This is a genomic window from Rhodopseudomonas infernalis, from assembly GCF_022271405.1.
Lineage (GTDB): Bacteria > Pseudomonadota > Alphaproteobacteria > Rhizobiales > Xanthobacteraceae > Rhodopseudomonas > Rhodopseudomonas infernalis.
Map to the genome: position 1 here is coordinate 20,946 of NZ_JAJNAL010000029.1, position 26,788 is coordinate 47,733.

Genomic DNA, 26,788 nt, shown 5'->3' on the forward strand with positions numbered 1-26,788 from the left:
GTCCACAAATGGGCTCAGTTGAGCGCCTCGCGGGGCGGATAGGCCCGCACGACGGTCAACGACCGCCAGCGTCCGCCGGGCGTCTGGAATTCGATCGTCTGGCCCACCGACAGGCCGATCAGCGCGGCGCCGATCGGCGTGAGGATCGAGATCTTGCCATCCTCCACATCGGCCGCCTCCGGATACACCAGTGTCACACAGCGTTCCTGATGACTGATGTCGTCGCGGAACGTGACTTCGGAGCCCATCACGATCAGCCCGGGCACGACCCGGGAATCCGCCAGGATCTCCGCGCGATCGATCTCGCGCGCCAGGAAGTCGGCGGTCTGCGGATACTTCTCTGATGCAGCCTCGGCGAGGTTGCGTAGTCGTTCGACGTCGCACATGCGAAGCGAAATCGGAGGTAATTCGGATTGCAAGGAGCTAACCATTTCGTTCACCATCATGCTGCCGTTGGACCGGTGCCGTTCGGATGATTGTCGTCGGGCCGCGCGGCGCGCGCGGAGCGCCGTTGGGTCAGCGAAATCACCCCGTCGGGCGGCTCGAGACTTTCCACCGTGACGACGTGCTGCACGCCGTCGATGCCGCTATAGGGCATGCGGTCGCCGGGCCGCAGGCCGACCAGCGCGGCACCGACCGGCGACAGCACCGACAGATGCAGAGCGCAGCGGCGCGGCTGTCCGGGCAGAACCAGGATGCGGCTTTCGAGCGGCTGATCGTCGTCGACCCGGAAGGTGACCCAATCGTCGAGACGGACCACCGGGATTGCCGGCACGTCGATCACCGTCGCCCGCTCCAGCTCGGAGAACAGGAAGCGGCCGACCGGATCACGGCTGAAGAGTGCCTGAACGGCGATCTGTCTCAGACGGCCGAAGTCTGTCGATGCGATGCTGACCGGGGGATTCATGCCAGGACCCTCACGCGCCCGCGATGCGGTGCGCGGCACGTACTGTGCGATGAGTTGTGATGATGGAATTAGGAGAGGATGGAGAACGGTACTCTACCCGGCACGGCGCAACGCGCGTCCGTCCGGGTCACCTTCCGGTCTGGAGGCGACCTGCGCGCAGCAGCAAGTAGATATGTCCGACGTTCAACATCATGGTCTCATCGTACGGCAGGCGCACACAAAGTCAACGCGTCGCCTGCGACATGTTGGCTCGATTACGAGCCAACATGCGGAGTAATAGCATCGAGTCTCAGGCGCTGCGGCGCTTGGCGGTGACTTCGATCTCGATCTTCATCTCGGGCTTGTACAGCCCGGCGACCGCCACGATCGTCGCCGCCGGACGGATCTCCGCCAGATTCTCGCCGCACACCGCGAACACAGCATCGGCGTCCTTCGGATCGGTGATGTAATAGGTGGCGCGCACGATGTCGTCCATCGCGAACCCTGCCTCCTTCAGCGCCGCACCGATGGTCTTGAAGCAGTTGCGGGTCTGCGACGTCACATCCTCGGGTAGCGTCATGGTGGTGTAATCGTAGCCGGTGGTGCCGGAGACGAAGACGAAATCGCCATCGACCACGGCGCGGCTGTAGCCCGCGGTCTTTTCGAACGGCGATCCGGTAGAAATCAGGCGACGCGACATCGAAGCATCCTGGAACAGAGAAAAGATCGGGAGCCAATGCCGCGTCCGGGTGGGTAAATCAAGGCTGGTGGATGACCTCTCCGGCCTGCGGGAGGTCGATCGCGCCGCCTCCTGGAGAGGGCGCTCCTCTTCGCGAGCGTCCGGATCGACACGTTCGGCTTTGACGCGCTGATGATCCTCGCCGCCGCTGCGGGCCTCACCGTCGAGTGGCGCTTGCCGAGGCTGGCGGCCGAGGCGAGGTGCGATAAGGCCTTGCCACAATCACATTAAACTTGGTGCGGCTTCCGTGCCGGAGCGAGCGGGAGGCGGACGGTGAAGGTTGTACCCTGGCCGAGCGTGGAGCGGACCTCGATCGATCCGCAATGCGCTTCGACGATCGAGCGGCAGATCGCGAGGCCGACGCCCATGCCGGCCTGTTTGGTCGTGAAGAACGGCTCGAAGATACGCGCCTGCACGGCGTCCGACATGCCACGGCCGCGATCTTCGACGGTGAGCCGTGCCCAGCCGTCCGGAGAGACAGCGCTCCGGATCACCAGGCGGCGCTCCGCCAAGACGGTCTCGGCCATGGCGTGGACCGCGTTGGTCATCAGATTGAGTACCACCTGCTGCAACTGGATGCGATCGGCGCGGACAGGGGCGGTCGCGCAAAGATGCGTAACGACCTGAATGCGATGACTGCAAAGATCGTCCGCGACCGACCGTAGCGCATCATGCACGATTTCATCCAACCGGACCGGGAGCAGCGTGGCGCGCTTGTGCTGGACCAAGCCGCGCAGCGACTGGATGATCGCGGCGGCCCGGCGCGCCGCTTCGCGGATGTTGAGCAGACCGGCTCGAGCCTCGCCGACATTCGGCTGGTCTCGTTCCAGCCAGCGCAGGCTGGCATCGGCGTGGGTCATGATCCCGGCCAGCGGCTGATTGATCTCGTGCACGACTGCGGCGGCGAAGCTACTGGCGTTCGAGGCCGGTAGGGTCGTCGCGGTCTGCGCGTCGACGGTCGAGGACAGGACACGGCGCTCGAGCAGGGCGGCCTTGCCGGTGGCGCCCCAAGCCCGATAGCAGGCCACCGCGGCGTGAAAGCAGCCCAGCGCCGGCGTCAGCAGCCCCGCCTCCATATAGGCATAGCCGGCGAGTTCGTGGGCGAGCGCGCGTTCGTGCGGCATGCCGGCCTGACCGGCGGCCTCAGCGGCGCGTTCGTACAAGCTCAGCGCGCGCGCCGTGTCGCCGAGCAGCCGGGCCGCCTCGGCCTCGAGCAACAGATGCTTGCTGCGGAAATTGGCTGGATCGAGCCTGGCCGAGGCCTCGAACCGATCCCGCGCCGACCGGATATGGGCCGCGCCCCGCGGCGGTAGCGAGCCGCGAGCGGTGGGCCGGGAATAAGCCAGCGCCAGGAAGTAGCAGAAATTCGCCCGGTCGAGATGGGACGCCGTAAGCTCGGCGAAATCACCGCTACGGTCGAGCTGGCGGGCGGCTTCGAGGTGGTCGGCGGCGCGGCCGTCCTGATCGAACAGGAACGCCGACATGCCCGCATAGTAATGCAGCCAGAACTGCGTTGCCGCCGAGGCTGTCGGATCGGCGAGCAGCGCGGTGGTCTGGTGGTCGCCGGACAGCAGAGCGTCGACCAACGCCAATTGAGCCGCCGAGATTCGCTCGCGGTCGCCAGGCGCGCCTGTGCTGGCTTTGCCTTGGCCTGCCGCCAGGGCGGCGCGGACATCCTGGAGCGGCCGACCGCTCATCAGCGGCGGTACGACCGATGGTTCGTCGCCCGGGGCCTGCAAGGCTGGGGCCGGGGCCGGGTTGGGGGACGCGGCCGCGCGCGCGGCGGCCAGCAGATCTTCGCACCAGCCGATCCGGCGCATCGCTTCGGCGCCCGCCCGCGGGTCGCGATAACGGCGCGGGATCGACAGCACCGGTGCTGCCTGGTCGGGGCGGGATCGGCTCTGTTCGGTGGCCAAGCGAATGCCTCACGCTGCCATTGAAGTCCTCATCGTGGATCGGCGGGCGGCCGCCGTCTTTGCCGAAACAGGCATCGTCTTGATCGAGATTGATATCCTTGATCCCGGTACCGCCTCGGCTAAGTTGTGGGATGGCCTTCGCTGCAGCGCGGCAGCCGGCACGGAGCGACGATATGACGGTCTTGCAGGACTTCGGGGATCGCAAGTTTCCCACCGCCGAGCTGCTGCTGACGTCCGCCGGCCGGGATTGGACCGGGGCTACGGCGCAGCTCCGCAACCACCCGGCCTGCGATGTGCCGGCCCCGACGCCCGATCAGATGGAAGTCACTCTGGCGATGTCGACGTCACCCGGACGGGTCGAACGCCGCGCCGCCGGGCAGTTTCAGGACACGGCGGTGCGGAGCGGGACGCTGTGGTTCTGCCCGATCGGCGTCCGCGAGGAATCGATCCGGATCACGTCGCCGCTCACGAACATTCTGCACGTGTTTCTCGAGCGGTCGCAGTTCGAAGGCTTCGCCGAACTCAGTTCACGGACGCCATCGCCCGCCAATGTCGCTTATCTGGCGAATGTCGACGACGAACTGGTTCGCCAGCTCTGCCTGCGGATCCACCGCGAGCTGAGCGAAGAGACCAGCGGCGGCAAGCTGCTGATCGAATGCCTGACGCAGACGCTGGTGGCGCATCTAATCAGTTCCTATTCGAGTGATACGAAGCCGGGCCTCGATCTGCAGCAAGCCGGCGTCAAACTCGATCAAGCGCGGCTGCGGCGCGTGCTCGACTACATCCATGACAATCTTGAGGCCGATCTGACGCTGGCGAAGCTGTCCGACGTCGCCTGCCTGAGTAAGCATCATTTCGCCCGGGCGTTCCGCGAAGCCACCGGCGCGCCGCCGCATCGCTTCATCAGCGCGCGCCGGCTCGATCATGCGGTCAGCCTGCTGAAGAGGAGCACCGAGATCAGCCTGGCGGAGATCGCCTTCGTGTGCCGGTTTTCATCGCAAGCCACCTTCACCCGCGCCTTCCGCCGCCAGGTCGGCGTTTCCCCCGGCGAATTCCGCCGCCGCTCGGGGAACTGACGGGGCGGCTGGCTCTGGAACGGCCGAATCCAGGCAGCCGAGCGGCAACCCCGCGCCTGTTCAAGTCTCTGAACTTGCTGGTTGAATGGTGCTGCCGGGGAGGATCGAACTCACGACCTCTCCCTTACCAAGGGAGTGCTCTACCACTGAGCTACGGCAGCATGGGCTGGCGCGGGAATCAGCCTCGAAGGCTTCCCGTGCGGCGGGGCGATCCTTGCCACAGGGCTTGGCCCGGCGCAAGCGGATCGCGCCCGGGGCAGGGGAAAAAACCCGGATCAGGCAAAAAGTCGGCCCGGCAGGCAATCCGTCAGGAATCACAACACGCCGAGGCCCGCGGAGGCTTCGGATTGTGCTGCCACGGGCGTCTGCAGATGTCGTCCCGAACGTCGATCCCAGGAGGTCGATCCCGAGACCTGGCTTCATCCGCCTTGAGGCGAATTAGACGTTGCCCGGGCTGGCTTTCAGCTTGAGCTCGAGCATCCTCGGCGCGACGCGGTTGCCGACGGCATCAGCGACCGCGGACAGCGACCTCAGCGGCCGCATCATCACTTCGAATTCTCGGATCCGGCCGTCGGCATCGAAACGCATCAGATTGATGCCGTTGAGCGGCAGCTTGCCGATTTCGGCGCTGAACTCGAGCGCGGCCTCGCACGGACCACCGGCCAAGATGCGCCGATAGCGGATGTTCTGCAGCACCTCGGCCACCGTGCGCAGCACCAGCAGGGTAGCCTCACGGCCGCGGATCGGCGATTGTACCGTTGGCGAAAAGAAGGTCACATCCTCGGTCAGCAGCGCCGTCAGCGCCGGGACGTCGGCGGCGGGAAGCGCCCGATGCCAGGCCGCGATGGTCTGTTGCGATGCGGCCGCCAACGCATAAGTGTCGTCGGACATTCGACTCTCCATCCGATCTGGACCCTCAATGCAGACCAAGCTTTGTGCCCTGACAACCGCGACCATCGCCGTAGGCGGGGACGTGTCATGACGACGGAGCCGCCGCCCTCCGCCAAGGATCCGACCGGTCGGCAGGCGCGACTTCGCGATGCGCTGCGCGATAATTTGAAACGGCGCAAATTGCAGGCCCGGGGCCGCGCCGGTCAGCCCCGGGGGCAGGGGGATGATGACAGCGAAAACGTTCAAGACAGCCGGCGCGCCGCCGCCGATGACCTGACCGAAAGAACTGCGCCGAACGTCGAAGGAGAGCGTCGATGAGCATCGATGAGACGGAGCGCGCGAGCGCAGCGGCCGCCGGCAAGCGCAACGATCGCTACGACCAGACCTTCCCGGTGCTGACGCCGGCCGAGATCGCGCGCATCCGCCGGTTCGGCGAGATCCGGCGCTATGCCGACCACGAACTGCTGTTCGAAACCGGCAAGCCGGGGCCGGGCATGTTCGTGGTGCTGGCCGGCAACGTCGCGGTGACCCAGCGCGACGGGCTCGGCCGCGTCACACCGGTCGCCGAGCAGGGCCCGGGGCAGTTTCTCGGCGAGATCAGCCAGCTGTCGGGCCGCGTCTCGCTGGTGGACGGCTGCGCCGAAGGCGAGGTCGAATGCCTGCTGGTGCCGCCGGAGCGGTTGCGCGCCCTGATGGTCGCCGAGGCCGATCTCGGCGAGCGGATCATGCGGGCGCTGATCTTGCGCCGGGTCAATCTGCTGCAGGGCGGCGTCGGCGGACCGGTGCTGATCGGTTCGTCAACGTCCTCGGATGTCGTGCGGCTGATGGGCTTCCTCACCCGTAACGGCCTGCCGCATCATCTGCTCGATCCCGCGCTCGATCGCGACGCCGGTGATCTCGTGGCGCGCTACTCGCCTTCGCCCGGCGATCTGCCGCTGGTGGTGACGCCGGACGGCACTGTGCTGCGCAACCCGCGCGAATCCGAACTCGCCCGCGCTGTCGGCATGATCGGCCAGATCGAGCCCGGCAAGGTCTATGACGTCGCCATCGTCGGGGCCGGCCCGGCCGGGCTGGCAACGGCGGTGTATGCGGCCTCCGAAGGCCTGTCGGTCGCGGTGTTCGATCAGCGCGCGTTCGGCGGACAGGCCGGCGCCAGCGCGCGGATCGAGAACTATCTGGGCTTTCCGACCGGCATCTCCGGCCACGCGCTGACGGCGCGGGCGTTCAACCAGGCGCAGAAATTCGGCGCCGATGTGATGATCCCGATCGAGGTCAAGGCGCTCGACTGCAGCCGCGACGACGGCACTTTCGCGCTCGACCTCGATGACGGTGAAGCGCTGCGCGCCCGCGCCATCGTGGTGGCCAGCGGCGCGCGCTATCGCCGGCCGGAGATCGCCAATCTGGCGGCGTTCGACGGCCGCGGCGTGTACTACTGGGCGTCGCCGATCGAAGCGCGGCTGTGCAAGGAGCAGGAGGTGATCCTGGTCGGCGGCGGCAACAGCGCCGGGCAGGCGGCGGTGTTTCTGTCGACGCACGCGGCGCGCGTCCACATGGTGATCCGCGGCGGCGGCCTCGCCGCCAGCATGTCGCGCTACCTGATCGAGCGGATTGAATCGACGCCGAATATCGAGCTGGTGTTCAACACCGAGGTGGTCGAGCTCGATGGCGCGCCGGACGCCGGGCTGGAACGCGTCACGCTGCGCAGCCGGCTTTCGGGCGAAACCTGGCCGATGCAGGTGCGCAACCTGTTCCTGTTCGTCGGCGCCGATCCGGCGACCGGCTGGCTCGACGGTTGCGGCGTCAATCTCGACCGCGGCGGCTTCGTCGTCACCGGCGTGCCGGTCGACGGCGCCAGCAACCAGCGGTCGACGCAGGCGCTGGAGACCTCGGTGCCGGGCGTGTTCGCGGTCGGCGACGTGCGCTCCGGATCGGTCAAGCGCGTCGGCGGCGCGATCGGCGAAGGCGCCCAGGTGGTCGCCGCGCTGCACGGCTATCTGGCTGATTCGCTGAGTTAGGTGACTTGTCTCAAAGGCCGCTGCCAGAAGTGACACAGCCCCCAAGTATGGCCTTGCTCCCCTCCCCACCTTGCGGGGAGGGGCAGGGGTGGAGGGCCCCAGGCACTGAATGTGCGTCGCCTTCACACAGGCACTGTTCCCGCGTCGCCCTCATCCCAGTCCTTTCCCGCAAGCGGGAGAGGGAGCGCGCGCTGCGGCTTGAGCTGGCGAGATGGGACGCAATCGCAGTCGCGGTGATGATCATCGCGGCGCTGCGCCGCTACCATCCGGCGCCGAGCTACGCGCGCGCCTAGCGTCCGCGGCTGCAAAGAAGAAGGCACCGGCAATGCCGAGGCCTTCTTGGCTCTCCGCGCTGGTAATTAGCGCGCCGGGCCGGTGAGGGTGCCATTGTTGTTGCCGCCCGGGCCGACATCGCCCTGGGTCGAAGACGGCATTGGGTGATTCTCACCGTTCATGCTGCCGGCCGCGCCCGTGGTGGTACCGAGGGCGGGTGCCATCGTGCCGCGCTGCATGCCGCCGTTTCCGACGTTCTGCGATCCCATCGCGTTGCCGCGGGTGTCGGTCTGGCCCTGCGCGGCCGCGGCGAGCAACGCGGCAGCGGCGGCGCCAGCGATCTTGGTCATGCGGGAGCTCATGGATCGTCCTGGATATATCGTTCCCGTTTCACGTGCTTTTGCACTGGCTGGAAAACCAGCACGCTGGCGCACCGTTCCGTGGAACGACAAATAGCCTGGCGGCGTCTTGCCGCGCCGCAGTTTGCATCGGAACCCGAAGCGCGTAGGAAGGGTTGAGCGGATCTGCGACAGGAACGACCGCCGCCACAACGGATTGTTTGGGCAATCACGATGGAGACACGCATGAAACAAGCTTTGAAGAATCTGCTCTCGCGCCGCGCATTGGCGGCCTTCGCGGCGGTGACGGCGGTCGCGGGTGTCAGTCTCGTCGGGGGCACGCCCGCGGAGGCGCGGGACTATCCGTATTGCCTGAACTCGCCGGGCTACGGCTATCCGGGCGATTGCAACTATGCGTCGTATCGGCAGTGCCGTGAGTCCGCTTCGGGCCGGCTCGCCGACTGTATCCTCAACCCGCGCGTAGCGTTCCGTGAGCCGCGCCATCGTGACTATCGCACTTACGGCGACACGCGCTGGTAAGGCGCTCGTCTGAAACTGCGAAACGCCCGATTCGTCGGGGTGCGCCGGCCAAAACCCCGGGCGCGCCCCGCAAGCCCATGAAATAGCCTCAGTTTCCACGCTTTTGCCACGGACGGCGGTTGTGCCGTATATGGTCACGGCTCAAAGGCGGGAATCGGCATGGATCGCATTCGGATTATCGGCGGCAACAAGCTGCACGGCACCATCCCGATTTCGGGCGCCAAGAACGCAGCTCTGCCGTTGATGATCGCTGCGCTGCTGAGCGATGAAACCCTGATTCTCGACAACGTTCCGCGGCTCGCCGATGTCGCCCAATTGCAGCGGATCCTCGGCAATCATGGCGTGGACATCATGGCGGCCGGCAAGCGGCCGGGTGATCACGAATATCAGGGCCAGACCCTGCACATCTCGGCCAAGAACATCATCGACACGACCGCGCCCTACGAGCTGGTGTCGAAGATGCGCGCCAGCTTCTGGGTGATTGCGCCGCTGCTGGCCCGGATGCACGAAGCCAAGGTGTCGCTGCCCGGCGGCTGTGCCATCGGCACCCGTCCGGTCGACCTGTTGATCATGGCACTGGAAAAGCTCGGTGCCGAGATTTCGATCGATGGCGGCTATGTGATCGCCAAGGCGCCCGGCGGGCTGAAGGGCGCCACCATCGAATTCCCCAAGGTCACGGTCAGCGGCACCCATGTGGCGCTGATGGCCGCGACGCTCGCCAAGGGCAGCACCATCATCTCCAACGCGGCCTGCGAGCCTGAGATCGCCGACGTCGCCGACTGCCTCAACAAGATGGGCGCCAAGATCACCGGCGCCGGCACGCCGCGGATTCTGATCGAAGGCGTCGGCACGCTGCACGGCGCCCGCCACACGGTGCTGCCGGACCGCATCGAGACCGGCACCTATGCGATGGCGGTGGCGATGACCGGCGGCGAGGTGCAGCTCTCGGGCGCGCGGCCCGAATTGCTGCAGGCCGCGCTCGATGTGCTGATCCAGGCCGGCGTCAGCATCACGCCCAACAACGACGGCATCAAGGTTGCGCGCAACGGCGCCGGCATCAGTCCGGTGACAGTGACGACCGCGCCGTTCCCGGGCTTTCCCACCGATCTGCAGGCGCAGCTGATGGCGCTGATGACGCGCGCCAAGGGCGCCTCGCACATCACCGAAACGATCTTCGAAAACCGCTTCATGCACGTGCAGGAGCTGGCGCGGTTCGGCGCCAAGATCTCGCTCGACGGCGAGACCGCGACGATCGACGGCGTCTCTCAGCTGCGCGGCGCGCCGGTGATGGCGACCGATCTGCGCGCCTCGGTGTCGCTGGTGATCGCGGCGCTCGCCGCCGACGGCGAGACCATGGTCAACCGGATCTATCATCTCGATCGCGGCTTCGAGCGGCTCGAAGAAAAGCTGTCGGCCTGCGGCGCCACCATCGAACGGATCAGCGGATAAATGCCGCGCGGGGGTTGCCTTGGGTGAGTTGAAACTGATCGCGCTCGACCCTGATGACCTCGCGGTGATCTCCGCCCATGTCCAGGATGCGAGAGTCGAAACCGCCGACATCGTCTGGCGTCAGGCCGAAAAACGCCTGGTGGTCGGTCTGCATCGGCTGGATTGGGAGCAGACCCTGTCCGGCGAGCCGGTGCCGGGCCGGCTGATCGCGGCGCTGCGGTTCGACCGGGTGCTCGCCTGCAAGTCCCGCAAGATCGACATCGAGGCGCCCGACGCCGCGCTGGAATTGATCGGGATCGAGTTCTATCCGGCGCCTGAGCCGCCGGGCGGTAGCGTGGTGCTGATGTTTTCCCGCGGCGGCATGCTGCGGCTGGATGTCGAGTGCCTGGAGTGTGCCCTGACCGATCTCGGCCCCGACCATCTCGGCACCGGGGACGCCCCGCGCGATGCGCCCGAGGATCTCGGCGGCCTCGGCTAGCCTCGCGGGACCGGGCGGCTTCGCCCGATCCGGCAACCGAAGCGAAAGCCTTCCGGCATAAGGGTTGACGGCGGTAAGTCGCCGCGCCATTGAGCATCATGCCCGCATGGGCCGACGCGCCTCCCGGAAGCTTGAAAATGCCCATTCGTCTCGATAGCGCCAGCACCGATTTTGCCTCGCAGTTCAAAGCCTTCCTCGCCATGAAGCGGGAGGTGGCGGCGGATATCGAGGCGGCGACGCGGACGATCGTCGACGATGTCGCGGCGCGCGGCGACGCGGCTCTGCTCGAAGCCACCGCGAAGTTCGACCGGCTGAGCCTGACCGCCGACGGCCTGCGCGTCACAGCGGCCGAGATCGAGGCCGCCGTGAAGGCGTGCGATCCGGCGACCATCGAGGCACTGAAATTCGCGCGCGACCGCATCGAGTTCTTTCACCGCCGGCAGCTGCCGAAGGACGACCGCTTCACCGACGCGCTCGGCGTCGAACTCGGTTGGCGCTGGAGCGCCGTCGAGGCGGTCGGGCTGTACGTGCCGGGCGGCACCGCGGCGTATCCATCCTCGGTGCTGATGAACGCCATCCCGGCCAAGGTGGCGGGCGTCGAACGCGTCGTGATGGTGGTGCCGTCGCCGGACGGCAAACTCAACCCGCTGGTGCTGGCGGCGGCCGCGCTCGGCGGCGTCACCGAGATCTACCGCGTCGGTGGCGCGCAGGCGGTAGCGGCGCTGGCCTACGGCACCGCGACGATCGCGCCGGTGTCCAAGATCGTCGGCCCGGGCAACGCCTATGTGGCGGCCGCCAAGCGGCTGGTGTTCGGCCGCGTCGGCATCGACATGATCGCCGGTCCGTCCGAAGTCGTCGTCGTCGCCGACGCCACCGGCAATCCGGACTGGATCGCCGCCGATCTGTTGGCGCAGGCCGAGCACGACGCCAATGCGCAGTCGATCCTGATCACTGACGATGCCGAGCTGGCCGCACAGGTCGAGCGCGCCGTCGAGGCGCAGCTCACCACGCTGCCGCGGGAAAAGATCGCGCGCGCGTCGTGGGACGCCTACGGCGCCATCATCAAGGTGGCCAAGCTCGACGACGCCGCGCCGCTGGCGGATGCGATCGCAGCCGAGCATCTCGAAATCATCACCGCCGATCCGGAAGCCTTCGCGGCAAGGATCCGCAATGCCGGCGCGATCTTCCTCGGCGCGCATACGCCGGAGGCGATCGGCGACTATGTGGGCGGCTCCAACCACGTGCTGCCGACCGCGCGTTCGGCGCGGTTCTCGTCCGGGCTCGGTGTGCTCGACTTCATGAAGCGCACCTCGATCCTGAAATGCGGGCCGGAGCAGCTCGCGGCGCTGGGGCCGGCGGCGATGACGCTCGGCAACGCCGAGGGGCTGGATGCGCATGCGCGCTCGGTGGGACTGCGTCTGAACCGGCGATGAGTACTTCGGAACCAGACGATTCCAACAATCGCATCGTCGCGGTCACGCTCGATGAGGAATCGATCGGGCGGTCCGGGCCGGACATCGAGCACGAGCGCGCCATCGCGATCTACGATCTGGTCGAGAAGAATCTGTTCGCGCCGGAGAACGGTGCCGAGGGCCCGTTCACGCTGCATATCGGCATCACTGGCTCGCGGCTGATGTTCGACATCCGCCGCGAGGACGGCACGCCGGTGATCACGCATCTGTTGTCGCTGTCGCCGTTCAGGCGCATCGTGAAGGACTACTTCATGATCTGCGACAGCTACTACCAGGCGATCCGCACCGCGACGCCCGACAAGATCGAAGCCATCGACATGGGCCGCCGCGGCATCCACGACGAGGGCTCGCACACCTTGCAGGAACGCCTCGCCGGCAAGGTCCGGATCGACTTCGAGACCGCGCGCCGGCTGTTTACGCTTATTTCGGTGCTGCACTGGAAGGGCTGACGCGCATGCGGCAGCCGCAAGCGGTGCTGTTCGCCTGCGGCATGAACAGCGTCCGTTCGCCGATGGCCGAAGGCCTGCTGCGCAGCATCGCGCCGCGCACGATGTACATCCGCTCGGTCGGGGTGAAGACGCAGGAGCTCGACCCGTTCGCCGTGGCGGCGATGGCCGAGCGTGGCCTCGATATCTCCCGGCACAAGCCGACGACATTCGAAGAACTCGACGATTACGAGGGCCTGAACTTCGACCTGATCGTGACGCTGTCGCCCGAGGCGCATCACAAGGCGCTGGAGCTGACCCGCACCCACGCCATCGACGTCGAATACTGGCCGACCTACGATCCCACCGGCGCCGAAGGCACCCGCGACCAACGCATCGCCGCCTATGGCGACGTCGCCGAGACGCTGATGCAGCGCATCTACAAGCGGTTCGGGCGTCACAGCGGGGGGAATGAGTAGTTACGCTACGTGTGAGCAGCTTGCCCCGAGCACAGCGTAACCTCTCCCCGCGCGCGGGGAGAGGTCGGATTGCGCAGCAATCCGGGCGAGGGGGCGTTTCCGCGCAGCCGAGAGCCCGCGACTCGCGGCCTGCCCCTCACCCCAACCCTCTCCCCGCAAGCGCGGGGCGAGGGAGCTCGCTGTGCGCGAGGCGACCGCACCGCCTGTTGCCGCCGCGTTTGGCTCCCGGCCGCGATCTGCTATCCCGTCCGTATCGTTCACGTCCGGGCCATCCGATGATCACCCGCCTTGCAGTCTCCGGCTATCGATCCTTGCGCGATGTGCGGCTCACGCTCGGGCCGCTCAATGTCGTCACCGGGGCGAATGGCGCGGGCAAGTCGAGTCTGTATCGGGCGCTGCGGCTGCTGGCGGAGATCGCGCAGGGGCGGGTGGTGCAGTCGCTGGCGGCGGAAGGCGGATTGCAGTCGACGCTGTGGGCGGGGCCCGAAACCGTGTCGCGGGCGATGAAGCGCGGGGCGCAGCCGGTGCAGGGCACGACGCGGAGTACGCGGGTCGGCCTCAAGCTCGGCTTTGCCGGGACCGACTACGGCTACGCGATCGACCTCGGCCTGCCGCTGCCGGACGCCACTTCGCTGTTCGGGCGCGATCCGGAAATCAAGGTCGAGAGCGTGTGGACCGGCGAATTGCTCGGCCGCGCCAACGCCTTCGCGGAGCGGCGCGGGCCGCTGGTGCGGGTGCGCGACGAGGGCGGGCAATGGCGCGAGGTGTATCGCCAGCTCGCCGCCTCCGACAGCATGATGACCCACGGCGCCGATCCGCGCGACGCGCTCGAACTGCTGCTGCTGCGCGACCGGATGCGGAGCTGGCGGTTCTACGACCAGCTGCGCACCGACCGCGACGCGCCGGCGCGGCGGCCGCAGATCGGCACCCATACGCCGGTGCTGGGCGGCGACGGCGCCGATCTGGCCGCCGCGATCCAGACCATCCTGGAGATCGGCGATCCGGATGCGCTGGCGGCGACGATCGACGACGCATTTCCGCGTGCCCGCCTGATCGTCTCCGAGCTCGACGGCTATTTCGAACTGGCGATGCAGCAGCACGGCCTGCTGCGGCCGCTCAAAGCGGCGGAGCTGTCCGACGGTACGCTGCGCTACCTGCTGCTGGTCGCGGCGCTGTGCTCGCCGCGGCCGCCGGAGCTGATGATCCTCAACGAGCCGGAGGCCAGCCTGCACCCGGACCTGCTGCGCCCGCTCGCCCGCCTGATCGCTGCGGCGGCGGAGCGGTCGCAGGTCGTGGTGGTCTCCCACGCCGAGGGCCTGGTGTCGGCGCTCGGCCGAGAGGCCGATTGCCGGCAGATCGTGCTCGAAAAGGAGCTGAGCGAGACGGTGGTGCGCGACGGCGACCTGCCGTCCTGGAACTGGCCGGCGCGCTGACGCGTCGGCTCTGCGGATCTGCGCCGCCGCCTGTTGTCCCGGCTTTCGCCTTCCGATAGGTTCCGGCTCCTTTCCCGCCACCCGCCCGAATCGAAGTTCCGCATGCTCGGCCGTCCCAAACTCGTTCTCGCGTCCGCTTCGCCGCGCCGGCTCGCTCTGCTCAACCAGTCCGGGATCGAGCCCGACGCGCTGCGGCCGGCCGATGTCGACGAAACGCCGACCAAAGGCGAGCTGCCGCGCGCCTGCGCCACGCGGCTCGCCCGCGCCAAGGCTGAGGCGGCGCTGAAGTCGGTGCAACTCGACGACGACCTGCGCGGCGCCTTCGTGCTGACCGCCGACACGGTGGTCGCCGTCGGCCGCCGCATCCTGCCCAAGGCCGAGCTGGTCGACGAGGCGTCGCAGTGCCTGCGGCTGCTCAGCGGCCGCAACCATCGGGTCTATTCGGCGATCTGCCTGGTGACGCCGAAGGGCGGCTTCCGGCAGCGGCTGGTCGAGAGCAAGGTCAGGTTCAAGCGGCTGTCCGAAGAGGATATCGACGGCTACGTCGCCTCCGGCGAATGGCGCGGCAAGGCCGGTGGCTATGCGGTGCAGGGCATCGCCGGCAGCTTCGTGGTCAAGATCGTCGGCTCCTACACCAACATCGTCGGCCTTCCGCTGTACGAAACACTGACGCTGCTCGGCGGCGAAGGCTTCCCGATCCGCCACGGTTGGCTCAATGCCTCCTGAGAAGCCCGCCGCAAAGGCCGCGCGGCCGGCCAAAGCCAAGGTCAAGGCCAAGAGCTGTCCGATCTGCCGCAAGCCGGCGATGCCCGAGTCGCACCCGTTCTGCAGCGAGCGCTGCCGCGACGTCGACCTCAACCGCTGGCTGTCCGGCTCCTACGCCATCCCGGCCGCCCCCGCGGACGACGACGAGGACTGAGCCGCCGGGCTTGGCTCCGGGGCCCGGCTGAGCCGCGGCGGGACCTTCGGCGGCGTCCATCCCGCCGGCCGGACAATCCCCGATTTTCCTGTCACCGGAGTGTTGCGGATGGGTGGACAGCGCCGATTTGGCTGACTATAACCCGGCGCTCCCCCGGCATTGCCCGGGCGGAACGCCCAGGTAGCTCAGTTGGTAGAGCATGCGACTGAAAATCGCAGTGTCGGTGGTTCGATCCCGCCCCTGGGCACCATCAGTTTTCGCCGCTGTTCCTGACAGCGCACTATAGCAGCTCAAAAATCTAAATCGCTCGACCAAAAGCAAAAGGCAAAGCCGAAGGCGCAGGTCGAATACTCGTGCGCCTATTGTCGGGGAGACGTAACTGTGCACGCCAGCGCAGATTGACCGGCACCGGAAGTGGCACGGACTGCGGACGCAGAACTGGAAGCTCGACATCGAATGGCGAGGAGAACAAAAAAGCGGCGGGCGCCTAATGGGTACCCGCCGTCTGACATTTGGTGATGGAAATTACGACTTGCGTTCGAGACCCATGATCTTCCAGCCGAGCGCGTCAATTGCGTTCAGGTGGTAGTCTAGGGTGTTCTTCTCCTTAGGAGTGGGCGCAACCGGAGGCGCATCGGCACCGTTCTGCGGCTTGGTCAGGCCCAGCTTCTTCGCGTGCTTGGCTTCAGCGTCCTCGACCGCGCGAACAACGCGATCAATGTGCTTGCTGTCCACGCGCGCGGGACGCTTCTCGTTCAGGATTTGGCTGACGAAGGGGCCGCTAAACCCGATCGCTTCGCCGATCTCCGCAAGCGTGAAAATGCCACGGAAGCGGGAGAGGCGGTCGCGCAGAGACTTGCTCAGCGGACCGTTTCGCCCGTCTTGGTAACGCTCGTCAAAACTCATTCTAGGTATCCTTTCGTGTTGAAAAACCGCACCGGCCGTCCGGGGATTGCCGATACATTAACCGATGTTGCCAACACGTCAACAACGATATTTGATATTGTTGGATGTGATTTTGATGGCATGCTATTTGCTGAACAGCCGCATCGCACTCAACTTCTGATTGCCGCAGCCCGCGCCGATCGTTGTCCAGGTTCTTGAAGCGCGATACTTCATCATCGTCGGCCTCGGTACGGATGCTCTGGATTTCAGAGCCGAGGTTAGCGGGTCTTACTTCGTCACATTCCGACACTTGCCACGCACCTGCTGCGGATCACCGAGAAATTCTAAACCGTTCAGCCTGCTCGCCCCATTGCTGCCCGGTCGGGCGGGCATGCGGATTGCTGGGTTTTGCAGATGATGCTTCGCGGTTAAGCAGGGTGGCTGCCTGGCCGCCGGCTTCCGCCGTAGCGTCTTGGGGCAAGTGTTTTCGTCGCCGCGCGGGCAGGGTTCTGGCGGGGCGCATCAGGATGAATCACGATCATGCATGAGGAATTCGAGGCCGATCTGCGCGGGTTGGCGGCGCGGGGGCGGCTGCGGGCGCTCAAGGAGCGCGCGGGGATCGACTTCACGTCGAACGATTATCTGGGTCTCGCCGAATCCGAGGAGCTGAACCGCGCCGCGGCCGAGGCGGTGGCGCGCGGCGTGCCGGTTGGCTCCGGCGGCTCGCGGCTGCTGCGCGGCAATCATCCGGAGCACGAGGCGCTGGAGACGGAAGCGGCAGCGTATTTCGGCGCCGAGACGGCGCTGTATTTCGGCGGCGGCTTCGTCGCCAATTACGCGATCTTCTCGGCGCTGCCGCAGCGCGGCGATCTCGTCGTCCATGACGAACTGATCCACGCCAGCGTGCACGAGGGGCTGCGCCGTGGCCGCGCCGAGTTCGTCGGCGTGCCGCACAACGACATCGACGCGTTCGAGAGCGCGATCGTGCGCTGGCGCACGGCTGGCGGCAAGGGGCGGCCGTGGCTGTCGGTCGAGAGCCTGTACAGCATGGACGGCGACAGCCCCGATCTCGATGGCTTGTTCGCGGTCGCCGATCGTCACGATGCGATGCTGGTGATCGACGAGGCGCACGCCACCGGCGTGCTCGGCCCGCAAGGCCGCGGCCTCGCGGCGCAGTTCGAGGGGCGGCAGAACGTTGTCACGCTGCACACCTGCGGCAAGGCGCTCGGCACCGTCGGCGGCTTCATCCTGGCGCCGCGCACGTTGCGCGATTTTCTCGTCAATCGTTCGCGGCCCTTCATCTTCGCCACCGCGCCGTCGCCGCTCACCGCGGCGATTACCCGCGCGGCGATCGAATTGTCGCGCACCAATCCGGAGCGGCGCGAGCGGCTGGCGCGGCTGGTCGCCTTCGCCGGGCGCGAACTGCGCCGGCGCTGCGGGCTGGAGGCGTCCGGCTCGCATATCGTGCCGGTGGTGATCGGCGCCGATCAGGCGGCGGTCGCGGTCGCGGCGTCGCTGCAGCGGCGCGGCTTCGATATCCGTGCGATCCGGCCGCCGACCGTGCCGGAAGGCACCGCGCGGCTGCGCATCGCGCTGACGGCGAATATCACCGAGGCGATCGTGGCCGATCTGTTTGCGGCGCTGGCCGAAGACATGCGGATGGCCGCATGAACGCTCGCATCATCGTCACCGGCACCGACACCGGCGTCGGCAAGACCGTGTTCGCCGCGTCGCTCGCCGGCGCGCTGGATGCCGACTATTGGAAGCCGGTGCAGGCCGGCCTCGACGACGGCACCGACCGCGACAGCGTGCTCCGGCTCTCCGGTTTGCCGGACACGCGGTTGCTGCCGGAAGCGTATCGGCTGAATACGCCGGCCTCGCCGCATCTCGCCGCCGAGCTCGACGGTGTCACCATCGATCCGGAGAAGCTCGTGCTGCCGCGGACCGAACGGCCGCTGGTGATCGAAGGCGCCGGCGGGCTGCTGGTGCCGCTGACCCGCACGCTGCTGACCATCGACGTGTTCGCGCGCTGGCAGGCGCCGGTGGTGCTGTGTGCCCGCACCACGCTCGGCACCATCAATCACACGCTGCTGTCGGTCGAGGCGCTGCGCGCGCGCGACATTCCGCTGCTCGGCATCGCTTTCATCGGCGACGAGAACGCCGACTCCGAGCGCGTCATCGTGGAGTTCAGCCGCGCGCGCCGGCTCGGCCGCCTGCCGCATCTGCCCGAACTCACCGCCGCGGCTCTGCGCGCGGCGTTCGCGGCGAACTTCAACACCGACGATTTTCTGAAAGCTCCGCGATGACTTCAACCTCTCCCGTCTGGCATCCGTTCACCCAGCACGCGGTGCAGCCCGAGGCGATCCCGATCGCGCGCGGCGAGGGCGCTTGGCTCGAGGGTGCCGATGGCCGGCGTATCTTCGATGCGATCTCGTCCTGGTGGGTGATCACCCACGGCCACCGGCATCCGCACATCGTGCAGGCCATCAAGGCGCAGGCGGACAAGCTCGACCAGGTGATCTTCGCCGGCTTCACCCACGAGCCGGCCGAGCAGCTCGCGCGGCGACTGGTTGCCATTACGCCGCCGGAGCTGGAGTACGTGTTCTTTTCCGACAGCGGCTCGACCTCGGTCGAGGTCGCGCTGAAGATGGCGCTCGGCTTCTGGCGGCATCGCGGGGAGAATCGCAGCCGCATCCTGGCGCTGCAGGACGCGTATCACGGCGACACCATCGGCGGCATGTCGGTCGGCGAGCGCGGCGTGTTCAACGCGCCATATGACCCGCTGCTGTTCGCGGTCGATCGCATCCCATTTCCCGAGCAGGGCGGCGAGCAGGTGACGTTCGACGCGCTCGATGCCGCCTGCGCGGAGGGCGGCGTCGCGGCGCTGATCGTCGAGCCGCTGATCCTGGGCGCCGGCGGCATGCTGATCTATCCGCCAGCGGTGCTGGCCGAGATGAAGCGGGTCTGCGAACGGCACAATGTCTTGTTCATCGCCGACGAGGTGATGACCGGCTGGGGCCGCACCGGCACGCGGTTCGCCTGCGAGCAGGCCGGCATCGCGCCGGACATCGCCTGCTACTCCAAGGGCCTCACCGGCGGCTCGCTGCCGCTCGCGGTGACGCTGTGTCGCGGCGATATTTTCGACGCGCACTATTCGCCCGATCGCACCCGCACCTTCTTCCACTCGAGCTCCTACACGGCGAACCCGATCGCCTGCGCGGCGGCGCTGGCCAATCTCGAAGTCTGGGACACCGAGCCGGTGATGCAGCGGATCGACGCGCTCGCTGCGCTGCAGTCCCGCAAGCTGGGTCGCTTCCGCGCCGATGCGCGCTTCGCCAACATCCGCCAGCTCGGCACCATCGCGGCGCTCGATGTCATGGCCGGCGACGCCGGCTACATGGCGAATATCGGACCTATGCTGTACGAGAGCTTTCGCGCACGAGACCTGCTTGTTCGGCCGCTCGGCAACACGATCTATCTGATGCCGCCTTATTGCAGCACGGAGGCGGACCTCGATCTGGTCTACGACGCGATCGACGAGATCGTGGCTGCGGCTCCGGTTGCCTAATTCTCTTTCGTCATGGCCGAGCTTGTTGCCCCGGCCATCCACGCCATGGTTCGTCGCGTGGTCCGAAAAGGCGTGGATGCCCGGGACGAGCCCGGTCATGACGGGTGGAGAGGCTGATCGATTAACTAACTCATCGGACCACGGCCGCTCACGTCTTCTCCAGATACGCCGCCAGCATTTTTCGCGCGTCGGCGCGGCGGGCGGCGCGCCAGTCGGCGGCGCTGAGGTCGGTTTCGAATTCTGCCGATAGCGTGGGAGCGTTGGCGAGGTGGAATTGGCTGAGCGCGGCGATCAGCACGTACAGCCGCAGCGGATCGAGGTCGGCGGCGAGTCGGCCTTCAGCGACGCCGCGGGCGAGCAGGCGCTTCGTCATCATCAGCACCGGCGACGACATCTCGCGGATCCGCGCCGATTTGCGGATGTGGCGCGCCTTCATCGTGTTCTCGCTGCGTAGCAGGCTCACCAGATGGCCGTTGCGCTCGAAATGGCCGTTCATGAAATCGAACAGCTTCAGCAGCCCTTCGAGCGGGTCGAGATGCATCACCTCGAGCGCCAGTTCTTCGGTGCGCAGGGCGCCCAGCGCGCTCTCCAGCGTCGCCACATAGAGCGCCGACTTGCTGCCGAACTGCTCGTAGATCATCCGCGGATTGGAGCCGGACTTCTTGACGATACGGGTGATACGCGCGCCGGCGTAGCCGTGGGTGGCGAACTCGGCGGTGGCGGCCTTCAGGATCTCCGCACGGTTCTGCTCGGCGGAGCGGCGCGCGCGGCGGCGCGGCTTGGTGCCGGCGTCGAGATCGGCAACAGAGTCTGTCATGTCGAAGTCCGGTTCGTCAGACGCGCGCTCAAGCGGCATGCCGCATCGAGCAGCGCGCGGTCCTGACCGGCGCCGCCGATGATGGAAAGGCCAATGGGGCAATCGTCGACACGCGCGACGGGAAGATTGATCTGCGGCAGGCCGGCGTGGCCGGCGATCGACGTCAGCGTCAGTGCGCGCCCGTAGAACGGGCCGATCTGCTCGCCGGCGCCGGGCAGGTCCTTGCGCAGCGCGATACACGGCGCGGTGGGAACCAGCCAGGCGACGCTGCCGCTGAGCTGCGCGCGCAGGCGGGCCCGAATCGCGTCGCGCGCCGGCTGCCAGCGCGCAACGTCGTCCGCGGTGATCTCCGCGGTGCTGGCAAAGCGCGGCGCGATCGCCTCGCCGAAGGCCGGCTTGGTCGCTCGGATCCACGGCCCAAGCTCGCGCCAGTTCTCCGTGCCTTGCAGGATGCGATAGCACTCGAACCAGTCGTCCGCGGCGCCGTCGAACACGGTGATTTCCTGGCTGACGCCGAGCGCCTCGCAAACCCCGCGCAGCGCCGCCGCCACCGGCTCGTCCGCGATGGCGAACGCATCGCGGACAATGATCAGCGTCTCGATCGGCGCGGGCGTGGCGGCCGGCAGCACCACGTCGCCGACCCTCGCCAACATCTCGGCATCGCGCGCGAACCAGCCGACGGTGTCGTAGCTCGGCGCGAACGGCAGCACGCCGTCGAGCGGGATGGCATCGTGGGTCGGACGCATGCCGTACAGCCCGCAGAAGCTCGCCGGCACGCGGACCGAGCCGCCGGTGTCGGTGCCGAGCGCGAAGTCGACGAGGCCGGCCGCGACCGCCGAGGCGGAGCCGGACGACGAACCGCCGGGGATCCGGTCGGGGCAGGCGGGATTGAGCGGCGTGCCGTAATGCGCGTTGACGCCTTCGAGGCTGAAGGCGAGCTCGTCGGTGATGGTCTTGCCGCGCAGGCTGGCGCCGGCCGCGAGCAGCCGCTCGACCACCGGCGCCGAACGCAGCGCGGGGCCGTGCGTGCGCATCCAGTCCGGATTGCCGCCGCCGGTGATCGTGCCGGCGACGTCGATCAGATCCTTGACGGCGAAGCTCAGTCCATCGAGCGGACCTTGCGCCGTCGCCGCGACCTGCAGCAGCGGACCGGGCACGAACGCGCCGACATCGTTAGAGTGCCTCATCACGCGTGGCTCGGCGTCGACGCTGATCATCATGCTGTTTTCTCCGTTGCGCGCGTCGCTGCGGACACGCGGTGCTCTCGGTGAGCCGACTACAAACTGGGCCGATCTGCATGATTGCAAGTTCGCTGCCAGCGGCGATTTGCGAGGATATTCAAGGCTGGCACCACAGCCGCATGAGCCGCCTGCACGCGGATTCGACAAACGCCGCAGCCGACGGCTTAAAAAGTAAGCATTTGTTTGTTTCAAGCTGCGTGCGTGATTGATTTATTAAGCAATATCAATCGACTGATGGATTGGCATACCGCTTGCTGCAGAGATCTCGTCAACGCATTTCCGCAGTCCAAGAGGGGTCTCATGAGGTCACGCCGTTTCGTTCTGCAAGCCGCGCTGCTCACCGGCACGCTGGCGCTCACCACCAGTCTCGCGCATGCCGAGCCGCTCAAGGTTGGCATCCTGATTCCGGGATCGAAGTCCGACAAGGGCTGGATGGAGTCGTCCTACGACGGCCTGATGGCCACCGAGAAGAAGTACGGCGACAAGATCAAGGTGCAGATGATCGAGAACATCAACTACGCCGATATGGATCAGGCGCTGACCAATCTAGCCAGCAAGAACACGCTGGTGATCGGCGTCGGCGGCCAGACCCAGGCGTCGGTGTACAAGATCGCCAAGCGCTTCCCCAAGGTTCACTTCTCGATCGTCGGCGGCAATGACGGCGAGAGCGCCCCGAATGTCGCCGGCTACGACGTCAAGCAGGCCGAGATCGCCTATGTGGCGGGCGCCGCCGCGGCGATGCTGTCGAAGAACGGCGCGATCAGCTATGTGGGCGGCCTCGAGATTCCCTCGATCGTCAACGCCGGCAAGGAATTCGGCAACGGCGCCAAGTCGATCAATCCGGCCATCAAATACACCGAGAACTACACCGGCGACTTCGACGACGTCGCCAAGGCCAAGGAAGCGACGCTGGCGGCGATCGCGCAGGGCGCCGACGTCCACTATCACATCCTCAATCTTGGCCTGCGCGGCATGGAGCAGGCCGCGAAGGAGAAGGGCACCCACATCATCGGCAGCTACACGGATCGCTGCGGCACCGATCCGTTGTACGTCGCCTATTCGATCACCGGCACCGGCTATCAGGTTCAGTATGCGATCGACGAAGCCGTCAAGGGCTCGTGGGCGCCGGGCTACAAGGAGTTCGGCCTGAAGATGGGCCCGGAAGCCTCCAACATGGTGATCTGCGGCGCCACGCCCGAGCAGAAGGCGAAACTCGATGCGATCATGAAGGATCTGCTCGCCGGCAAGATCAAGGTGCTGAAGGGCTAGCCATGATCAGCACCTCGCCCGCCGTGGAAGCCTCCGCTGCGCCGCTGCTCAGCCTCTCTGCTGTGACGAAGCGGTTCGGCAGCTTCACCGCATTGTCGGAGGTGACGCTCGACCTGCGGCCGGGCGAGGTGCATTGCATCCTGGGCGAAAACGGCGCCGGCAAATCGACGCTGTGCAACGTGATGTTCGGCGTGCACCGGCCGGACGGCGGCGCGATGAGCTATCGCGGCGCGCCGTATCAGCCGTCCGGGCCTGCCGACGCGCTGGCGCAGGGCATCGCCATGGTGCACCAGCATTTCAGCCTGGTCGGCGACATGAGCGTCGTCGACAACGTGCTGCTCGGCCGCGGCCGCGGCATTCTCAACCGCAAGGAATGCGCGCGCCAGCTCGCCAAGCTGGCGGATGATTACGGTCTGCCGCTCGATCCCACTGCGAAAATCGACGATCTGTCGGTCGGCGAGCGGCAGCGCGTCGAGATCGTCAAATGCCTGATCCGCGATCCGCAGTTGTTCGTGCTGGACGAGCCGACCGCCGTGCTGTTGCCGGACGAAATCGCGGCGCTGCTGCAAGTGTGCCGCCGCGTTGCCGAAAGCGGCCGCGCGGTGGTGCTGGTCACCCACAAGCTCGCCGAGATCAAGGAAGTCGCCGACCGCGTCACCGTGCTACGCGGCGGCCGCAACGTGGCGACGTCGGATGCGCCGGCCAGGGACATCGATAGGCTGGTGCGCGCGATGATCCATGGCGATGTCGCCGAGCTCGACGGCACCGCGGCCTCGACACTCGGGCTCGGCAAAGTCGAGCATGTCGGTCATCAGCCGCCGCCGCGCAGCAGGGTCGAGGCGCTGCAGATCGACGGCCTCACTGTGAAGGACCGTCAGGGCGTCACCCGGCTCGACAATTTCACCCTGACGGTCGATCGCGGCGAGATCGTCGGCGTCGCCGGCGTCGAGGGCAACGGCCAGAGCGAACTGGCCGCGGTGCTGGCCGGGATGATGACGCCGACCTCGGGCCGTTACTATCTGGGCGAGGCGGATCTCACCGGCCGCTCGCCCAAAGAGATCACGGCTGCCGGCGTCGGCATCGTGTCGGAGGATCGTCACGCCGTCGGCTGCGTGCTCGGCATGAGCCTCGCGGAGAACATCTACCTCAACCGCCTCGATGAGTTCACCCGCTTCGGCTTCCTCAACCGCACCGCTTTGCAGCGAGAGGCGACGACGCTGATGCAGCGCTTCGATGTCCGCGCCCGCGGACCCGGCGTACCGTTTTCAAGCCTCTCCGGCGGCAATCAGCAGAAGGCGGTGCTGGCGCGCGAGATCACGCTGCCGAACCTGTCGTGCCTGGTGGCGTCGCAGCCGACCCGCGGCCTCGACGTCGGCGCCGTCGCCGCGGTCTACACGCATATCCGCGAAGCCTGCGGCCGCGGCATTGCGGTGCTGCTGGTGTCGTCCGAACTCGACGAGCTGCTCAGCGTCGCCGATCGCATCGTGGTGCTGTATCGCGGCCGGATCATGGGATCGTGCGCCGCCGATCCGGCCCGCAAGGCGGAGATCGGCGCGATGATGGCGGGGCAGGCACAATGACGACGCTCGATCAGCAGAAGCCCGTCGCCGCCGCACCTCGCTTCAAGCTGCGTCCGTCGCTGTTAGTCCCGATCGCGGCTGTGGCTTTCGCGGCGGCTGTGGGGCTCGGGCTGATCGCGGCGATCGGCGTGTCGGTGCCGGACGCGATCGAAGCCTTCGTCGACGGCATCATCGGCTCGCCCTATGCGCTCGCCGCGTCGCTCAACCGCGCCTGCGTATTCGCGCTGGTCGGCTTCGGCTTCGTGCTCGCCAACCGGGCCAATCTGACCAATGTCGGCGGCGAGGGCCAGATCGCGGTCGGCGGCATTGCCGCCACCGCGACGGCGCTGTACGGCCATGTCGCCGATCTGCCGCTCGGCCTCGCCTTCATGCTGCCGATGCTGGCGGCGGTGATCGCAGGCTCCCTGTGGGGCGCGCTCGCCGCGCTGCTGAAGGTGAAGTCCGGCACCAACGAGGTGATCTCGACGCTGCTGCTGTCGTTCATCGGCGTCTGGCTGCTGTATTGGTGCGTCCAGTCGCCGGCGCTGCTGCGCAAGCCGATGACCAGTTCGGCGACGCTGCCGGAATCGCTGGAGATACCCGAGGCGACGCAACTGCCGCTGCTCACCGGCGACTACGCGTTTCCGGTTCATATCGGCCTGCCGCTGACGTTGTTGCTGGCGCTCGTGCTCGGCGTGCTGCTGGCCAAGACCATCTTCGGCGTGCGGCTGCGCGCGGTCGGGCTCAATCCGGTGGCGGCTCATCGCGCCGGCATCTCGTATGCGAAGACGGTGGTCTTCGCGCTGGCCGGGGCCGGTGCGCTCGGCGGGCTCGCCGGCGCGCTGATGCTGCTCGGCGAGCAGCACACGCTGAAGGACGGCTTCTCGTCGGGCTACGGCTTCGACGGTCTGGTGGCGGGGCTGCTGTCGCGGGGCTCGATCCCGGGCGTGATCGCGGCCTCGCTGCTGTTCGGCTTCCTGCGCTCCGGCGGCATCAACATGGAGATGGTCGCGGCGGTGCCGACCGCCTTGGTCGTGGTGATCCAGGGGCTGATCGTGATCACGCTCGCCGGCGCGACGCTGTTCATCGAAAAGGGAGAGCGGCGATGACCTGGGAACTGTTCGCCGTCTTCCTCGGCTCGTCGATCCGGCTGGCGACGCCGTTATTACTTGCGGGCATCGGCGAGATGGTCAGCGAGCGCGCCGGTGTGCTCAATATGAGCATCGAGGGCATGATGCTGATGTCGGCATTTGCGTCTGCAGTCGGTGCCTGGGCCACTGGCGATCCGCTGGTCGGCCTCATGATCGGCATCATCTCGGTGGTGCCGGTGGCGCTGCTGCAGGCCTTTCTCAGCAACACGCTGCGCGCCAACCAGATCGTCTCAGGCATCGGCATCAACATCCTGGTGCTGGGCGCCACGACGCTGGCCTATCGCGAGATTTTCGGCGCGCGATCGCGAGCGGAGATTCCCGGGCTCGCCAAGATCAAGCCGCCGCTGCTCGGCGATATCCCGATCATTGGACCAGCCGTGTTCGAACAGGTCTGGCTGCTCTATGCCGGCGTGGCGATCATCATCATCACGGCGCTCGTGCTGCGCTACACCTCGCTCGGCCTCGCCATCCACGCCGCCGGCGCCGAGCCGAAGGCTGTCGACAAGTCGGGGCTGTCGGTGACGCGGGTGCGCTATGGCGTCGTGGTGTTCGCAGGCTTCATGGCGTCGCTCGCGGGCGCCTTTCTGTCGATCGGCGACATCCACACCTTCACCGAGGGCATGACGCGCGGCGCCGGCTATCTGGCGATCGCCTCGGTGATTTTCGGCAAATGGCGAATCGGCGGCACCACGCTGGCGTGCCTGCTGTTCGGCGCGGCGACCGCGCTGCAGTTCCAACTGCCGGCACTCGGCGTCAACGTGCCGAACGCGCTGCTGATCATGCTGCCTTATCTGCTGGCGCTGCTCGCGGTCGGCGGGCTTGTCGGCCGGCAGATGGCGCCGGCGACGCTGGGCGAGCCGTATCGGCGCTGAACCGCGACCGACTCCGCCGGCGTCGTCCCGACCCTAATGCTGTTCCTGGACGACGTTGTCGCAGCCGGTGCAGCGAAAAACTAATCGTTGCGCCTGA

Annotated in this window: 28 protein-coding genes and 2 tRNA genes; 20 read left to right on the forward strand and 10 right to left on the reverse strand. The window is 67.1% G+C overall.

The features are described from left to right. Nucleotides 1–14: 14 nt before the first annotated feature. From rnk to LPW26_RS18090, 4 genes are all read right to left on the reverse strand, one after another. The gene (rnk, locus tag LPW26_RS18075) at nt 15–431 is read right to left on the reverse strand and encodes a nucleoside diphosphate kinase regulator (protein WP_238736924.1); all 417 of its coding nucleotides are present in this window, start codon (nt 429–431) and stop codon (nt 15–17) included. Nucleotides 432–442: 11 nt separating this feature from the next. Continuing rightward, nucleotides 443–907 carry a GreA/GreB family elongation factor gene (locus LPW26_RS18080; protein ID WP_238736925.1) on the reverse strand — a complete coding sequence of 155 codons (465 nt, stop codon included), beginning with the start codon at nt 905–907 and terminating at the stop codon, nt 443–445. 289 nt (nt 908–1,196) lie between these two features. Continuing rightward, entirely contained in the window at nt 1,197–1,586 is a 390-nt protein-coding gene (locus LPW26_RS18085) for a RidA family protein (RefSeq protein ID WP_238736926.1), read from the reverse strand. 266 nt (nt 1,587–1,852) lie between these two features. Beyond that, a complete protein-coding gene (locus LPW26_RS18090) occupies nt 1,853–3,541 on the reverse strand; it encodes a sensor histidine kinase (RefSeq protein WP_238736927.1) in 1,689 nt (562 codons plus the stop codon). 173 nt (nt 3,542–3,714) lie between these two features. On the opposite strand from LPW26_RS18090, the gene LPW26_RS18095 reads away from it, so the two are divergent. Next, on the forward strand, nt 3,715–4,617 hold the full coding sequence (locus tag LPW26_RS18095; protein WP_238736928.1) for a helix-turn-helix domain-containing protein: 903 nt from the start codon (nt 3,715–3,717) through the stop codon (nt 4,615–4,617). A gap of 86 nt (nt 4,618–4,703) precedes the next feature. Here LPW26_RS18095 and LPW26_RS18100 read toward each other — a convergent pair. Next, nucleotides 4,704–4,778 (reverse strand) — tRNA-Thr (locus tag LPW26_RS18100). A gap of 277 nt (nt 4,779–5,055) precedes the next feature. Continuing rightward, a complete protein-coding gene (locus tag LPW26_RS18105; RefSeq protein ID WP_238736929.1) occupies nt 5,056–5,754 on the reverse strand; it encodes a nuclear transport factor 2 family protein in 699 nt (232 codons plus the stop codon). A 68-nt stretch (nt 5,755–5,822) separates the two neighbouring features. Here LPW26_RS18105 and LPW26_RS18110 point away from each other — a divergent pair, with 68 nt between their 5' ends. Beyond that, nucleotides 5,823–7,523, forward strand: coding sequence for an FAD-dependent oxidoreductase (locus LPW26_RS18110; protein WP_238736930.1), 1,701 nt, complete (start codon nt 5,823–5,825; stop codon nt 7,521–7,523). A 359-nt stretch (nt 7,524–7,882) separates the two neighbouring features. On the opposite strand, the gene LPW26_RS18115 is transcribed toward LPW26_RS18110, so the two are convergent. Further along, nucleotides 7,883–8,158: a hypothetical protein gene (locus LPW26_RS18115; protein WP_238736931.1), complete on the reverse strand. Its 276-nt coding sequence runs from the start codon at nt 8,156–8,158 to the stop codon at nt 7,883–7,885. A 222-nt stretch (nt 8,159–8,380) separates the two neighbouring features. Here LPW26_RS18115 and LPW26_RS18120 point away from each other — a divergent pair, with 222 nt between their 5' ends. From LPW26_RS18120 to LPW26_RS18165, 10 genes are all read left to right on the forward strand, one after another. After that, a complete protein-coding gene (locus LPW26_RS18120; RefSeq protein ID WP_238736932.1) occupies nt 8,381–8,674 on the forward strand; it encodes a DUF3551 domain-containing protein in 294 nt (97 codons plus the stop codon). 159 nt (nt 8,675–8,833) lie between these two features. Continuing rightward, nucleotides 8,834–10,123 carry a UDP-N-acetylglucosamine 1-carboxyvinyltransferase gene (murA, locus tag LPW26_RS18125; RefSeq protein ID WP_238736933.1) on the forward strand — a complete coding sequence of 430 codons (1,290 nt, stop codon included), beginning with the start codon at nt 8,834–8,836 and terminating at the stop codon, nt 10,121–10,123. A gap of 19 nt (nt 10,124–10,142) precedes the next feature. After that, the gene (locus LPW26_RS18130) at nt 10,143–10,601 is read left to right on the forward strand and encodes a DUF2948 family protein (RefSeq protein WP_238736934.1); all 459 of its coding nucleotides are present in this window, start codon (nt 10,143–10,145) and stop codon (nt 10,599–10,601) included. 137 nt (nt 10,602–10,738) lie between these two features. Further along, complete coding sequence (gene hisD, locus LPW26_RS18135) at nt 10,739–12,034, forward strand: histidinol dehydrogenase (protein WP_238736935.1); 1,296 nt, start codon at nt 10,739–10,741, stop codon at nt 12,032–12,034. Further along, a complete protein-coding gene (locus LPW26_RS18140; RefSeq protein ID WP_238736936.1) occupies nt 12,031–12,522 on the forward strand; it encodes a UPF0262 family protein in 492 nt (163 codons plus the stop codon). Before hisD ends, LPW26_RS18140 begins: the two co-directional genes overlap by 4 nt. 5 nt (nt 12,523–12,527) lie before the next feature. Then, nucleotides 12,528–12,977, forward strand: coding sequence for an arsenate-mycothiol transferase ArsC (locus LPW26_RS18145; protein ID WP_238736937.1), 450 nt, complete (start codon nt 12,528–12,530; stop codon nt 12,975–12,977). A gap of 275 nt (nt 12,978–13,252) precedes the next feature. Next, a complete protein-coding gene (locus tag LPW26_RS18150; protein ID WP_238736938.1) occupies nt 13,253–14,410 on the forward strand; it encodes an AAA family ATPase in 1,158 nt (385 codons plus the stop codon). 102 nt (nt 14,411–14,512) lie between these two features. Then, nucleotides 14,513–15,136 carry a Maf-like protein gene (locus tag LPW26_RS18155; RefSeq protein ID WP_238736939.1) on the forward strand — a complete coding sequence of 208 codons (624 nt, stop codon included), beginning with the start codon at nt 14,513–14,515 and terminating at the stop codon, nt 15,134–15,136. Next, a complete protein-coding gene (gene yacG, locus LPW26_RS18160) occupies nt 15,126–15,329 on the forward strand; it encodes a DNA gyrase inhibitor YacG (protein ID WP_238736940.1) in 204 nt (67 codons plus the stop codon). Before LPW26_RS18155 ends, yacG begins: the two co-directional genes overlap by 11 nt. A gap of 174 nt (nt 15,330–15,503) precedes the next feature. Continuing rightward, nucleotides 15,504–15,579: transfer RNA gene (locus tag LPW26_RS18165), tRNA-Phe, on the forward strand. 275 nt (nt 15,580–15,854) lie between these two features. Here LPW26_RS18165 and LPW26_RS18170 read toward each other — a convergent pair. Then, nucleotides 15,855–16,235, reverse strand: coding sequence for a hypothetical protein (locus LPW26_RS18170; RefSeq protein ID WP_238736941.1), 381 nt, complete (start codon nt 16,233–16,235; stop codon nt 15,855–15,857). A gap of 15 nt (nt 16,236–16,250) precedes the next feature. Between LPW26_RS18170 and LPW26_RS18175 the strand changes: the two genes are divergently transcribed. From LPW26_RS18175 to LPW26_RS18190, 4 genes are all read left to right on the forward strand, one after another. Next, entirely contained in the window at nt 16,251–16,433 is a 183-nt protein-coding gene (locus LPW26_RS18175) for a hypothetical protein (protein ID WP_238736942.1), read from the forward strand. Nucleotides 16,434–16,754: 321 nt separating this feature from the next. Then, nucleotides 16,755–17,885: an 8-amino-7-oxononanoate synthase gene (locus LPW26_RS18180; protein WP_238736943.1), complete on the forward strand. Its 1,131-nt coding sequence runs from the start codon at nt 16,755–16,757 to the stop codon at nt 17,883–17,885. After that, the gene (gene bioD, locus LPW26_RS18185) at nt 17,882–18,520 is read left to right on the forward strand and encodes a dethiobiotin synthase (RefSeq protein WP_238736944.1); all 639 of its coding nucleotides are present in this window, start codon (nt 17,882–17,884) and stop codon (nt 18,518–18,520) included. The genes LPW26_RS18180 and bioD overlap by 4 nt, the downstream gene beginning before the upstream one ends. Then, nucleotides 18,517–19,782: an adenosylmethionine--8-amino-7-oxononanoate transaminase gene (locus LPW26_RS18190; protein ID WP_238736945.1), complete on the forward strand. Its 1,266-nt coding sequence runs from the start codon at nt 18,517–18,519 to the stop codon at nt 19,780–19,782. The genes bioD and LPW26_RS18190 overlap by 4 nt, the downstream gene beginning before the upstream one ends. A gap of 148 nt (nt 19,783–19,930) precedes the next feature. Here the strand turns inward: LPW26_RS18190 and LPW26_RS18195 are convergent, their stop codons facing one another. Together LPW26_RS18195 and LPW26_RS18200 are read right to left on the reverse strand one after the other, a co-directional pair. Continuing rightward, a complete protein-coding gene (locus LPW26_RS18195; RefSeq protein WP_238736946.1) occupies nt 19,931–20,599 on the reverse strand; it encodes a TetR/AcrR family transcriptional regulator in 669 nt (222 codons plus the stop codon). Continuing rightward, nucleotides 20,596–21,819, reverse strand: a complete 1,224-nt coding sequence (locus LPW26_RS18200) for an amidase (protein ID WP_238736947.1) — start codon at nt 21,817–21,819, stop codon at nt 20,596–20,598. The genes LPW26_RS18195 and LPW26_RS18200 overlap by 4 nt, the downstream gene beginning before the upstream one ends. Before the next feature lie 321 nt (nt 21,820–22,140). On the opposite strand from LPW26_RS18200, the gene LPW26_RS18205 reads away from it, so the two are divergent. Genes LPW26_RS18205 through LPW26_RS18220 form a run of 4 tightly spaced genes read left to right on the forward strand, consistent with a single transcriptional unit; the run spans nt 22,141 to nt 26,691 of the window. Further along, nucleotides 22,141–23,109, forward strand: coding sequence for a BMP family protein (locus LPW26_RS18205; RefSeq protein ID WP_238736948.1), 969 nt, complete (start codon nt 22,141–22,143; stop codon nt 23,107–23,109). A 2-nt stretch (nt 23,110–23,111) separates the two neighbouring features. Beyond that, nucleotides 23,112–24,689, forward strand: coding sequence for an ABC transporter ATP-binding protein (locus LPW26_RS18210; RefSeq protein WP_238736949.1), 1,578 nt, complete (start codon nt 23,112–23,114; stop codon nt 24,687–24,689). Further along, on the forward strand, nt 24,686–25,777 hold the full coding sequence (locus LPW26_RS18215; protein WP_238736950.1) for an ABC transporter permease: 1,092 nt from the start codon (nt 24,686–24,688) through the stop codon (nt 25,775–25,777). Before LPW26_RS18210 ends, LPW26_RS18215 begins: the two co-directional genes overlap by 4 nt. Continuing rightward, nucleotides 25,774–26,691, forward strand: a complete 918-nt coding sequence (locus tag LPW26_RS18220) for an ABC transporter permease (protein ID WP_238736951.1) — start codon at nt 25,774–25,776, stop codon at nt 26,689–26,691. The genes LPW26_RS18215 and LPW26_RS18220 overlap by 4 nt, the downstream gene beginning before the upstream one ends. Nucleotides 26,692–26,788: the final 97 nt, after the last annotated feature.

What these genes read in the sequence shown, in the direction of transcription:
- LPW26_RS18215 (WP_238736950.1), top strand. Translation starts at nt 24,686, where the DNA reads ATGACGACGCTCGATCAGCAGAAGCCCGTCGCCGCCGCACCTCGCTTC.
- rnk (WP_238736924.1), bottom strand. Translation starts at nt 431, where the DNA reads ATGGTTAGCTCCTTGCAATCCGAATTACCTCCGATTTCGCTTCGCATG.
- LPW26_RS18145 (WP_238736937.1), top strand. Translation starts at nt 12,528, where the DNA reads ATGCGGCAGCCGCAAGCGGTGCTGTTCGCCTGCGGCATGAACAGCGTC.
- LPW26_RS18220 (WP_238736951.1), top strand. Translation starts at nt 25,774, where the DNA reads ATGACCTGGGAACTGTTCGCCGTCTTCCTCGGCTCGTCGATCCGGCTG.
- LPW26_RS18110 (WP_238736930.1), top strand. Translation starts at nt 5,823, where the DNA reads ATGAGCATCGATGAGACGGAGCGCGCGAGCGCAGCGGCCGCCGGCAAG.
- yacG (WP_238736940.1), top strand. Translation starts at nt 15,126, where the DNA reads ATGCCTCCTGAGAAGCCCGCCGCAAAGGCCGCGCGGCCGGCCAAAGCC.
- LPW26_RS18115 (WP_238736931.1), bottom strand. Translation starts at nt 8,158, where the DNA reads ATGAGCTCCCGCATGACCAAGATCGCTGGCGCCGCCGCTGCCGCGTTG.
- LPW26_RS18190 (WP_238736945.1), top strand. Translation starts at nt 18,517, where the DNA reads ATGACTTCAACCTCTCCCGTCTGGCATCCGTTCACCCAGCACGCGGTG.
- LPW26_RS18195 (WP_238736946.1), bottom strand. Translation starts at nt 20,599, where the DNA reads ATGACAGACTCTGTTGCCGATCTCGACGCCGGCACCAAGCCGCGCCGC.
- bioD (WP_238736944.1), top strand. Translation starts at nt 17,882, where the DNA reads ATGAACGCTCGCATCATCGTCACCGGCACCGACACCGGCGTCGGCAAG.
- LPW26_RS18120 (WP_238736932.1), top strand. Translation starts at nt 8,381, where the DNA reads ATGAAACAAGCTTTGAAGAATCTGCTCTCGCGCCGCGCATTGGCGGCC.
- LPW26_RS18200 (WP_238736947.1), bottom strand. Translation starts at nt 21,819, where the DNA reads ATGATGATCAGCGTCGACGCCGAGCCACGCGTGATGAGGCACTCTAAC.
- LPW26_RS18150 (WP_238736938.1), top strand. Translation starts at nt 13,253, where the DNA reads ATGATCACCCGCCTTGCAGTCTCCGGCTATCGATCCTTGCGCGATGTG.
- LPW26_RS18085 (WP_238736926.1), bottom strand. Translation starts at nt 1,586, where the DNA reads ATGTCGCGTCGCCTGATTTCTACCGGATCGCCGTTCGAAAAGACCGCG.
- LPW26_RS18205 (WP_238736948.1), top strand. Translation starts at nt 22,141, where the DNA reads ATGAGGTCACGCCGTTTCGTTCTGCAAGCCGCGCTGCTCACCGGCACG.
- LPW26_RS18210 (WP_238736949.1), top strand. Translation starts at nt 23,112, where the DNA reads ATGATCAGCACCTCGCCCGCCGTGGAAGCCTCCGCTGCGCCGCTGCTC.
- murA (WP_238736933.1), top strand. Translation starts at nt 8,834, where the DNA reads ATGGATCGCATTCGGATTATCGGCGGCAACAAGCTGCACGGCACCATC.
- hisD (WP_238736935.1), top strand. Translation starts at nt 10,739, where the DNA reads ATGCCCATTCGTCTCGATAGCGCCAGCACCGATTTTGCCTCGCAGTTC.
- LPW26_RS18170 (WP_238736941.1), bottom strand. Translation starts at nt 16,235, where the DNA reads ATGAGTTTTGACGAGCGTTACCAAGACGGGCGAAACGGTCCGCTGAGC.
- LPW26_RS18140 (WP_238736936.1), top strand. Translation starts at nt 12,031, where the DNA reads ATGAGTACTTCGGAACCAGACGATTCCAACAATCGCATCGTCGCGGTC.
- LPW26_RS18180 (WP_238736943.1), top strand. Translation starts at nt 16,755, where the DNA reads ATGCATGAGGAATTCGAGGCCGATCTGCGCGGGTTGGCGGCGCGGGGG.
- LPW26_RS18155 (WP_238736939.1), top strand. Translation starts at nt 14,513, where the DNA reads ATGCTCGGCCGTCCCAAACTCGTTCTCGCGTCCGCTTCGCCGCGCCGG.
- LPW26_RS18095 (WP_238736928.1), top strand. Translation starts at nt 3,715, where the DNA reads ATGACGGTCTTGCAGGACTTCGGGGATCGCAAGTTTCCCACCGCCGAG.
- LPW26_RS18080 (WP_238736925.1), bottom strand. Translation starts at nt 907, where the DNA reads ATGAATCCCCCGGTCAGCATCGCATCGACAGACTTCGGCCGTCTGAGA.